The 10,587-nt window shown below is 33.8% G+C and carries 8 protein-coding genes; 6 read left to right on the top strand and 2 right to left on the bottom strand.

Annotation, left to right across the window (positions count from 1 at the left end; genetic code table 11):
- Positions 1–242 precede the first annotated feature (242 nt).
- The gene (locus ABEB31_RS21510; RefSeq protein ID WP_347053726.1) at positions 243–680 is read left to right on the top strand and encodes a nuclear transport factor 2 family protein; all 438 of its coding nucleotides are present in this window, start codon (positions 243–245) and stop codon (positions 678–680) included.
- Between the two features lies 1 nt (position 681).
- Here the strand turns inward: ABEB31_RS21510 and ABEB31_RS21505 are convergent, their stop codons facing one another.
- Both ABEB31_RS21505 and ABEB31_RS21500 read right to left on the bottom strand, forming a co-directional pair.
- Entirely contained in the window at positions 682–1,332 is a 651-nt protein-coding gene (locus ABEB31_RS21505) for an endonuclease III domain-containing protein (RefSeq protein ID WP_347053725.1), read from the bottom strand.
- Between the two features lie 45 nt (positions 1,333–1,377).
- Positions 1,378–2,244, bottom strand: coding sequence for an alpha/beta hydrolase (locus ABEB31_RS21500; protein ID WP_347053724.1), 867 nt, complete (start codon positions 2,242–2,244; stop codon positions 1,378–1,380).
- 116 nt (positions 2,245–2,360) lie between these two features.
- Between ABEB31_RS21500 and ABEB31_RS21495 the strand changes: the two genes are divergently transcribed.
- The 5 genes from ABEB31_RS21495 to ABEB31_RS21475 all read left to right on the top strand — a co-directional run bounded on the left by ABEB31_RS21495 (position 2,361) and on the right by ABEB31_RS21475 (position 10,507).
- Positions 2,361–3,788, top strand: a complete 1,428-nt coding sequence (locus ABEB31_RS21495; RefSeq protein ID WP_347053723.1) for a glycogen synthase — start codon at positions 2,361–2,363, stop codon at positions 3,786–3,788.
- Positions 3,778–5,058 (top strand): glucose-1-phosphate adenylyltransferase, encoded by a 1,281-nt coding sequence (locus ABEB31_RS21490; RefSeq protein ID WP_347053722.1) that lies wholly within the window; start codon positions 3,778–3,780, stop codon positions 5,056–5,058. The genes ABEB31_RS21495 and ABEB31_RS21490 overlap by 11 nt, the downstream gene beginning before the upstream one ends.
- Positions 5,059–5,114: 56 nt before the next feature.
- On the top strand, positions 5,115–7,022 hold the full coding sequence (gene glgB, locus ABEB31_RS21485; protein WP_347053721.1) for a 1,4-alpha-glucan branching protein GlgB: 1,908 nt from the start codon (positions 5,115–5,117) through the stop codon (positions 7,020–7,022).
- A 196-nt stretch (positions 7,023–7,218) separates the two neighbouring features.
- Positions 7,219–9,618: a glycoside hydrolase family 31 protein gene (locus ABEB31_RS21480; RefSeq protein ID WP_347053720.1), complete on the top strand. Its 2,400-nt coding sequence runs from the start codon at positions 7,219–7,221 to the stop codon at positions 9,616–9,618.
- Between the two features lie 79 nt (positions 9,619–9,697).
- The gene (locus tag ABEB31_RS21475) at positions 9,698–10,507 is read left to right on the top strand and encodes a M48 family metallopeptidase (RefSeq protein ID WP_347053719.1); all 810 of its coding nucleotides are present in this window, start codon (positions 9,698–9,700) and stop codon (positions 10,505–10,507) included.
- The last annotated feature ends 80 nt before the right edge of the window (positions 10,508–10,587 follow it).

The following is a 10,587-nucleotide window of genomic DNA, read 5'->3' as shown; positions in this document are numbered from 1 at the left end:
ATTGGTAGACACGCTGGACTTAAAATCCAGTGAACAGCAATGTTCGTGCGGGTTCAAGTCCCGCTCTGAGTACTAAAACTTCAATTGGCTTTTGCTAGTTGAAGTTTTTTTTTGCGATAAATTCAAATGGTTTTAAATTGTTTATTTTTACATGATTATTTCACATGTAGTTCCAATAATATTGTAAGTTGGTAAACATTTGGATCTAAAGCCTGAACTTTTGATATTTAAGATTATCTATTATGAAAAGAATATATATACTGATCTCTTTTATGATGTTTGGATTGACTTCAAATGCACAGAATCCAGAAATTCAAAAATGTATCGAATCGTTTTTTGAAGGATTTCATCAGCGTGATTCAATTAAAATGAAGTTAGTTTGTTCGGATAAAATGATTCTGCAATCGATTAATGAAAGCACAGTGAGAGGAAATAAATTATCTGTAGAAAATACTGAACAATTTTATAAATCCATCGCGGAAATTCCTCCCAACATGAAGTTTCAGGAAAAAATATTAAATTATTCCATACAATTTGATGGTGCAATGGCTCACGTCTGGGCACCTTATGAATTTTATTTAAATGATAAGTTAAGTCATTCAGGAGTAAATGCTTTTACGCTTTACAAAGAAAAAGACTTGTGGAAAATAATCTATTTAATAGATACCAGAAGGAAATAAATTAAGCTTTTAAGAAAACTGTTTTATAATACAAACAGATATCCTTGATGATGCACTCCGGACATTTTGGCTTAGGTCTGCATATTTCTCTTCCATGAAAAGAAATTGCCATTCCAATTTCTGTCCAGATTTTTTTTGGTAGAATCGCCATCAAATCTTTTTCAATTTTATTACCATCTTTATTCTCTTTTACAATTCCAATTCTTGGTGCAACTCTAATTACATGTAAATCAGTTATGATTCCTTCAGCAGGATTCCCCGTTTCTCTTAAAATTACATTTGCTGATTTTCTTCCCACGCCTTTTAAAGCTGTCAAACCTGACATTGTTGTCGGAATATCTTTGTCATTTTGGATGACATCTGCAATTTCTAAAATCCATTTTGCCTTCGTAGCGTGATTTCGAACTTTGCTAATAAATGGCATCAATTCATCAAAATCAGTTTTGGTTAAACTATTTAATGTCGGATATTTTTCAAATAATGCCTTGGATACATTATTAATATTAGCATCAGAATCTTGTGCCGACAAAATTACCATTACTAATAATTGATAAGTATTTTCATATTCCAAAGGATGTTTTCTCCCTTTGTATTTTTTTAAAAGAGGTTTTAATTTAGTATCCCAATCTGATTCTTCTTCAAATAAATTCATTTTTTTAAACTTTAGTGTCCATAATTATTGCTTATTTACATAAAGTTAAGAATTTTTGATAAACTCCAGAATCTTTTTAATCACATTTTGATTTCCTAATATTTTTCTGTGACCAAGTCCTTCTGTTAAATAAAGTTTTCCTTTTTTTAAATTTTCGTGAATGTGAATTCCGGCTTTAACGGAAACTTCAGGATCATCTTTATCGTGGATTACCAGAACAGGAATATCGATTTCTCGTGCTGCTTTGTAAGCTGAGAAATCATCCATTTTTACTTTGTATTTATTTTCGAAATGATTTTTTAATAAAGTGCTCATTTCCTTTTTTAAACCTAATTTAGATGTAAATTCATTCAAAATATCCTGAACAATATCTCCGCTTCCAATAACTATTGCTTTCTGAACCTTCAGTCCATCTTTAATGGCATTCAAAACTGACATTCCTCCTAAAGAATGCCCTATGGCAATTTCAAATGGTCCAAATTGTTTTTCGATTTCCAAAATAGAAGCGATAAACTCAGACATTATTGTGGTTTTTCCTTTTGATTTTCCATGTGCCGGGGCGTCAAAACTTACTGTTGAATATCCATTTTTTAAAAGTTCATCAGCAATTTTAAAAAGTTGGGTTCCTCGCCCGGACCATCCGTGAACCAATAAAATTTTACGTTCACTTTCGCCGTACTTATAGATAACTATATTCTTATTTATAGTGGGAATAGTAATAAATTCCTGTATGCTTTTAGTGTCCATTTCCAATTCGCGTTTCGGAACTTTATGTTTTATTGGTGTTGTAAAAATCTTTGCCGCAAATGTTGTTCCTAATTTTGTAGATATAAGCTCGCTAATTTTCGCAGATACTTTGATAATCGCGGGAATTTTTAAGGATTTAGTGGGATTAGATGCCTTTTTTGCCATTTCAATAAAACTTATTTAGATGAAGGATATTGCCTGTTTTTTTGCTAAATTTAATAAACATAAAAGTAGCATATAAATGATTGCTTCTTAAAAATATTCACAAAATTAATTTCTGAATGGAAATATTTCATATAAGTGCCGAATGTTATCCCATGGCGAAGGTTGGTGGTCTCGCTGATGTTGTTGGGGCATTACCAAAATATCAAAAATTTGCCGGACATGAGGTACAAGTTATTGTTCCTTGTTATGATACTAAATTTAAAAGTGAAAATAATTTCGAATGTGTTCATAAGGGAACGGTAAAATTGGGAAATTTTAATTTTCCATTTAATGTTTTAAAAGAAGTAACCGGTAAACTAGGTTACGAATTACATCTGATAGAAATTAATGAATTATTTAATCGTCCAAACGTGTACGGATACGAAGACGATATCGAAAGATTTTTATCTTTTCAGATAGCAACCCTAGACTATATTCTGTCGAGAAAAAAAGTTCCTGAGGTTATCAACTGTCACGATCATCATACAGGTCTCATTCCATTTTTATTACAATTTGCCTATAAATACGACAGTTTAAAAGAGGTGAAAACAGTTATAACAATTCATAACGGACTGTACCAGGGATGGTTTGGGTTTGATAAATTATATTACCTGCCGGAATTCGATTTAAAACATGTGGGATTTTTAGAATGGAATAATTCAATCAATTCCTTAGCAGTAGGAATTAAATGTGCCAATGCCGTAACAACAGTTTCTCCAAGTTATTTAAATGAAATTAATGTTTCTGCTAATGGTTTAGAATCGTTGTTTAACTCTGTTCGAAATAAATCAAAGGGAATTTTAAATGGAATTGATTTTGAGGTATGGAATCCAGCGAAAGATAAAATGATTGAAACCAATTATTCAATTGAAGATTTTGAAACAGGAAAGAGAAAAAATAAACAAATGCTCTGCGAGCAATTTGATCTGGATCTTTCTAAACCATTATTTAGTTTTATTGGCAGATTGTTTGAAGAAAAGGGCGGAGACTTACTGCCACATGCAGCTACTTTGGCTTTATCTGAAAATTTTGAAGAAATAAATATTTTGATATTAGGTTCGGGAAATTCAGAAATTGAATCGCAATTAAACCAATTACGAAATGATTATAAAGGGAATTATAATGTGTTTATAGGCTATAATGAAGATTTGGCGCATTTAATCTACGCAGGTTCAGATTATATTCTAATGCCATCGAGAGTTGAACCGTGCGGACTAAATCAGATGTATGCAATGCGCTATGGGACAATCCCTATTGTGAGAAGAACCGGAGGTTTACGTGATACGGTTATTGATTTTGGAGATAATGGAAATGGTATTTGTCATGATCAGGCATCTGTTGCAGATATATGTTATTCTATCAATCGGGCAGTAAAACTGTATAGTGATAAGACTGAATTTAATACAGTTTTAAAAAGAGGCATGTTAGCAGACCATTCCTGGGAGAGTGTATGCCAGGAATATATAGAGATATACAACTTAATAATTCAGCAAAATGAAATTTAAAAAGAAAAATGTAGTTGCCATTATTTTAGGAGGAGGACAGGGATCGCGTTTGTTTCCATTAACAGAAACAAGATCAAAACCTGCTGTTCCAATAGGAGGAAAATACCGTTTGGTTGATATTCCAATTTCCAATTGTATTAATTCAGATATTTTTAAAATCTTTGTTCTAACCCAGTTCAATTCGGCTTCATTAAATGCTCACATTAAAAACACTTTTAATTTTAGCATTTTTAGTCAGTCGTTTGTAGATATTTTGGCAGCAGAACAGACACCCGATAATCCTACCTGGTTTCAGGGAACGGCAGATGCTGTGAGGCAATGTATGTCTCATTTTATGAAACACGATTTCGATCACGCTTTAATTCTTTCCGGCGATCAGTTGTACCAGATGGATTTTAATGAAATGCTTGAAGCTCATATTGCTGCTGACGCTGAAATTTCTATTGCAACTCTGCCTGTAAATGCCAAAGATGCTCCGGAATTTGGAATTCTTAAAACAGACCATGAAAATAATATCCATGCCTTTATAGAAAAACCAAATGCTTCATTATTACCGGAATGGGAGTCTGAAGTGAGTGAGCAAATGCAGGAGAAAGGTAAAAAATACCTGGCTTCGATGGGAATTTATATCTTTAATAAAGATCTTCTCGTTGAATTGATGGGTGATCAGGAAACCAAAGACTTTGGTAAAGAAATTATTCCGCATGCCGTGGGAAAACATAAAATCCTTAGTTACCAGTATGAAGGATATTGGACTGATATCGGTAATATAGAGTCTTTTTTTGAAGCTAATATTGGATTAACAGCCGACATACCAGAGTTTAATTTATTTGATAATGAAAATAAAATATTCACCCGACCAAGATTATTACCTCCTTCAAAATTTAGAAATTCAATTATAAATCAATCTTTAATTTCTGAGGGATGTATTATTAATGCGAAAGAAATTAAAAGTTCTGTCATTGGAATTCGCTCGAGAATTGGCGAAGGAACTATTTTAGAAAACTGCTACGTTATGGGTAACGATTTTTATCAGGATTTGGATGAATTGAACCACGAGAGCACGGTTAATAAAATTCATATGGGAATTGGTGAAAACTGCTATATAAATAACGCCCTTGTTGATAAAAATGTACGTATTGGAAACAATGTGCATATTTCCGGAGGCAAACATTTAGATAATTTTACAAATGAATTGTATAGTATAAAAGACGGAATTGTTGTTATTAAAAAAGGAGTTACGCTTTCAGATAATTTTAGAATTGAATAAAATATTAAATTAAAATTACTCGTTTCTATTCCAAAATATGACCTTAAAAACCAAATATGAATAAAGTAACCGCACATTCTCTTTTTACTGATTTTGATATAGATTTATTCAAAGCCGGAAAACACTTTAGATTATATGAAAAATTAGGAGCGCACTTAATCGAAGTTGAAGGAATAAAAGGCGTGTATTTTGCAGTTTGGGCTCCAACGGCTCATTCGGTTTCAGTAGTTGGTGATTTTAATTTTTGGACACAGGGAGAACATAATCTCAATGTAAAGTGGGATTCTTCAGGAATTTGGGAAGGTTTTATTCCGGGAGTTTCTAAAGGTGCTCTTTATAAGTACAAAATTCAATCTAATACAGATGGCATAGTTACCGAAAAAGCAGATCCATTTGCATTATACTGTGAAAAACCTCCGCATACGGCATCTGTTGTCTGGGATTTGGAGTATAAATGGAAAGATGGTGATTGGATGATAAATCGTCAGCAAAATAATGGTCTGGACAAACCTTATTCTGTTTACGAAGTACATTTAGGTTCCTGGAAAAGAGCAGATAACAATCGGTTTTTATCATATTTGGAACTTGCGGAAGATCTGGTAAAATATGTCAAAGAAACGGGTTTTACACATGTAGAATTTATGCCGGTAATGGAATATCCATATGATCCTTCGTGGGGTTACCAATTAACAGGCTATTTTGCGCCAACTTCAAGATTTGGAAAACCTCAGGACTTTATGGTTTTGGTTGATAAACTTCATGAGGAAGGAATTGGTGTTATTCTGGACTGGGTTCCGTCTCATTTTCCTGATGATGCGCATGGATTAGGTTTCTTTGATGGCTCTAACTTATACGAACATCCGGATCGTCGAAAAGGATATCATCCGGACTGGAAAAGTTTAATTTTTAATTATGGAAGAAATGAAGTCCGCGCTTTCTTAATAAGTAATGCAGTATTCTGGCTTCAAAATTATCACATTGACGGACTCAGAGTTGATGCTGTAGCTTCGATGTTGTACCTCGATTATTCCAGAGAAGAAGGAGAGTGGGAAGCTAATATTTATGGTGGCAGAGAAAATCTGGATTCTATAAGTTTTCTTAAAGAATTTAATGAAGTAATCTACTCTAATTTTGATGGAGTTCAGACTATTGCCGAAGAAAGCACTTCCTTTCCTATGGTATCAAGACCCACATCTGTTGGAGGTCTTGGTTTCGGAATGAAATGGATGATGGGCTGGATGCACGACACATTAAAGTATTTTCAAAAAGAAACTGTTTATAGAAAATACCATCAGAATGATTTAACTTTTTCGATGACGTACGCATTCACGGAAAACTTTATGCTTCCATTTTCACATGATGAAGTGGTTTACGGTAAACAATCTCTCATTTATAAAATGCCTGGTGACGAATGGCAGCGTTTTGCCAATTTGAGATTATTATATGGCTATATGTTTACTCATCCGGGAACAAAACTTTTATTTATGGGCTCGGAGTTTGGTCAAACAAAAGAATGGAACTTCGGGCAAAGCTTAGACTGGCAATTGTTAGAGTACGATTTTCATATTGGTATAAAAAGATTAATTACAGATCTGAATCAGTTATATAAATCCCGTCCTGCATTATATGAAAAGCAATTTTCGGGAGAAGGTTTCGAGTGGATTAACTATTCGGATCATCAAAATGCGGTTATGTCTTATATCCGAAAAGGAAATAATAGGGAAGAAAATGTAATTGTAGTTTGCAATTTCACTCCCGTTGTTCGCGAGAAGTATAGAATTGGTATTCCACAAAAAGGGAAAATAAATGAAATTTTTAATACAGATTCCAAATTTTATGGCGGAAGCGGTTTAGAGAATCCAAAATCATTAAAAATCGAATCTGCTGCATACGATGGCAGAGATTTTTCCGTAGAATTAATTTTGCCTCCTTTAAGTGTTACAGTTTATTCTGTAACTCCATAATTCCACACTATTCATTCAATGAGATTTTATCATTTTATGAATTTAAAATTATCAAATTGTAGATTTTAGTGTTTGTAATTTAAGACACATTCAGAAAAAACGTTTTCGTGAATAAACCTTTTATTGATAGGGCTTTATAAACTTTTTTTGTATGTTTGAAAAGAAAGATTACTTTATAAATTAACTCATCGCAAGCATGATTACAAACACATCATTAGAATATAAAGGCGATTTATATCCATCAAAAATTGTTTCTTATGAACATGAAGGAGATTCGATTTTTTTCAATACAGATAATAAAGTAATCCTTAAAGTTACTATTTTAAGAGATAGTTTAATACGTTTTAGATTTACCACAAAAGGTTATTTTAGTAACGATTTTTCATATGCTATTGATAAAACGCAACTGCATGGTTATAATTTTCTGGAACTTACTGAAGAAGAAACTTTTTTCCAGATCAGAACCAGTAAGGTCAAATGTAGAATTCAGAAATCAGACTTACGTCTTGCTATATATGATTTGAATGATTTTCTTATTTTGGAAGATGAACTGGGTTTTCACTGGGAAGAAAGTTACGAATATGGCGGGAACATCGTTAAAATGAGTAAGTTTTCTAAAGATGGCGAATGTTACTACGGACTCGGAGACAAAGCCACTCAAATGAACCTCAAAGGAAAAAGAATAGAAAATTTTGCTACCGATCAGTACGCGTATCAAAAAGATCAGGATCCGCTTTACAAAGTCGTTCCATTTTATATTGGTTTGCATAACAAGCAATCTTATGGTATTTTTTTCGATAATACTTTTAGAACTTTCTTTGATTTTTGTCAGGAAAGAAGAAATGTGACCAGCTTTTGGGCAGAAGGCGGCGAAATGAATTACTATTTTGTTTACGGCCCCCAAATGCAGGACGTTGTCACAACTTATACAGATTTGACAGGAAAACCAGAACTGCCGCCACTGTGGGTTTTAGGATATCACCAATGCAAATGGAGTTACTATCCTGAAAGCAAAGTCAAAGAAATTACTTCAAAATTTAGAGAGCTTAAAATTCCGTGTGATGCTATTTATCTTGATATTGATTATATGGAAGGCTTTCGATGCTTCACCTGGAACAAAGATTACTTTCCCGACCCTAAAAAAATGGTTGCCGAATTAGCCGAAGATGGTTTTAAAACAGTTGTGATTATTGATCCGGGAATTAAAATTGATAAAGATTACTGGGTTTATAAAGAAGCACTTGAAAAAGATTATTTCTGTAAAAGAGCAGACGGTCCCTATATGAAAGGAAAAGTCTGGCCTGGAGAATGTAATTTTCCAGATTACACAAATCCCACAGTCAGAGAATGGTGGGCTGGTTTATTTAAAGAATTAATTTCAGATATCGGAGTGAAAGGGGTTTGGAATGACATGAATGAACCTGCCGTTATGGAAGTGCCAAATAAAACTTTCCCAATGGATGTTCGTCACGACTACGACGGAAACCCTTGCAGCCACAGGAAAGCACATAATATTTACGGAACTCAAATGGCAAGGGCAACTTATCATGGTGTAAAACGTTTTGCATATCCTAAACGTCCGTTTGTTATTACAAGATCTGCCTATTCGGGTGCGCAGCGATACACTTCTTCCTGGACAGGAGATAACGTTGCAACCTGGGAACATTTATGGCTTGCCAATATTCAGGTACAGAGAATGTCAATCTCCGGAATGGGATTTACAGGTTCTGATATTGGGGGTTTTGCAGAGCAGCCAACCGGAGAATTATACGCCCGATGGATTCAGTTAGGTGTTTTTCATCCGTTTTGCAGAACACATTCGTCTGGAGACCATGGAAATCAGGAACCATGGGCATTTGATGAAGAAGTAATTAATATCACCAGAAAATTTGTCAGTCTTCGTTATCAATTACTTCCTTATTTATATACAATGTTTTGGCAGTATATTGAGGAAGGAATCCCAATGCTTAAACCGTTAGTATATTTCGATCAGGATGATACGCAGACGCATTATCGTAATGATGAATTTATTTTTGGAAATCAAATTTTAGTTTGTCCGATTCTGGAGCCTAATGCTGTAGGAAGACGCATGTATATACCAAGAGGAGAATGGTACAACTACTGGACAAACGAACTATTTATCGGTGGAAAAGAAATCTGGATTGACACGAAATTTGATGAAATTCCGGTTTTTGTAAAAGCTGGAGCGATTATACCAAAATATCCGGTGCAACAATATGTAGGCGAGTTAGAATTTGATGAGTTAACACTTGATGTTTATTACAAAAACGGCAAAGAACAATCTGCAGTTTATGAGGATGCGCAGGATGGATATGACTACAAAAAAGGACGCTTTAGCCATTTATCTCTTCGTACCATTGGTAAGGAAAAAGAATTTATAATTCAACTTCACAAAGAAGGAAAATATGATACGCCTTATAGTAAATATAAAATCAATTTAATCGGACTGCCTTTTAAAGTCGCTGAAGTCGAAATAGATAATGAAAAAGTAGATTTTTCGAAAATTAATTTTGATGAAAATAATTCATTAATCGTTGAAAAAGAGTTTAGTGAACTTCATATAATTGGTGAATAGTTAAATTTTGGTATTTTTTATGTTAATTATATAAATGTTAATTTTAAGCAAATTGTATTTTTACTTAAAAATAAGCATTATGAAAAAATATATCTTTTTAGGAATTTTTGGCGCCCTTGCTATAGCATGTGCTACGAATCCAATTACCGGAAAACAAAATTTAAATTTTGTATCAAATAATGAATTATTTCCCTCTTCATTTCAGCAATATAATCAGTTTATAACTGAAAATAAAGTTATAACTGGTACGGCAGATGCGAAGCGCGTGGAAACTGTTGGATATAAAATTAAAGCTGCAGCAGAGAAATATCTTAATTATTTGGGTCAGCCTCAATACTTAAAGGATTATCGCTGGGAGTACAAACTTGTTGATAATAAAGAAGTAAACGCATGGTGTCTGCCTGGCGGAAAAATTGTGGTTTACTCTGGTATTTTGCCTGTTACACAGAACGAAGCTGGTCTGGCAACTGTTATGGGGCATGAAGTTTCCCACGCACTTGCAAATCATGGAGCGCAAAGAATGAGTGCTGCTCAATTACAGCAAATTGGTGGTGTAGCATTGGATGCTGCAACAAGCAATAAATCTGAATCTACAAGACAAATATTTTCTCAGGCTTACGGAATTGGTTCAGAAGTAGGAGTAATGCTTCCTTTTAGCAGAAGCAACGAAAGCGAGGCCGATCAAATTGGTTTGACTTTAATGGCTATTGCAGGCTATAATCCGGATGATGCGATTGCTTTTTGGAGCAGAATGTCTGCAAAAAGTGGAGGAGCGGGTACACCTGAATTTATGAGTACACACCCGTCTGATGCTACCAGAATTGCAAATATTAAAAAGTTAATTCCTGAAGCGAGAGCGACTGCTTTAAAAGTTGGAACTATCAAATAAGTTTTAAAAAGAAGAAATATCAAAGCTGTACGTGTTGTACAGCTTTTTTTTGGTTTAATAATTTATTAATACAGTAATCC

This window comes from Flavobacterium olei, from assembly GCF_039749035.1.
Classification (GTDB): domain Bacteria; phylum Bacteroidota; class Bacteroidia; order Flavobacteriales; family Flavobacteriaceae; genus Flavobacterium; species Flavobacterium olei.
The sequence above is the reverse complement of the archived record's forward strand: the minus strand, read 5'-3'. Positions and strand labels throughout refer to the sequence as shown.

What these genes read in the sequence shown, in the direction of transcription:
- ABEB31_RS21510 (WP_347053726.1), top strand. Translation starts at nt 243, where the DNA reads ATGAAAAGAATATATATACTGATCTCTTTTATGATGTTTGGATTGACT.
- ABEB31_RS21505 (WP_347053725.1), bottom strand. Translation starts at nt 1,332, where the DNA reads ATGAATTTATTTGAAGAAGAATCAGATTGGGATACTAAATTAAAACCT.
- ABEB31_RS21500 (WP_347053724.1), bottom strand. Translation starts at nt 2,244, where the DNA reads ATGGCAAAAAAGGCATCTAATCCCACTAAATCCTTAAAAATTCCCGCG.
- ABEB31_RS21495 (WP_347053723.1), top strand. Translation starts at nt 2,361, where the DNA reads ATGGAAATATTTCATATAAGTGCCGAATGTTATCCCATGGCGAAGGTT.
- ABEB31_RS21490 (WP_347053722.1), top strand. Translation starts at nt 3,778, where the DNA reads ATGAAATTTAAAAAGAAAAATGTAGTTGCCATTATTTTAGGAGGAGGA.
- glgB (WP_347053721.1), top strand. Translation starts at nt 5,115, where the DNA reads ATGAATAAAGTAACCGCACATTCTCTTTTTACTGATTTTGATATAGAT.
- ABEB31_RS21480 (WP_347053720.1), top strand. Translation starts at nt 7,219, where the DNA reads ATGATTACAAACACATCATTAGAATATAAAGGCGATTTATATCCATCA.
- ABEB31_RS21475 (WP_347053719.1), top strand. Translation starts at nt 9,698, where the DNA reads ATGAAAAAATATATCTTTTTAGGAATTTTTGGCGCCCTTGCTATAGCA.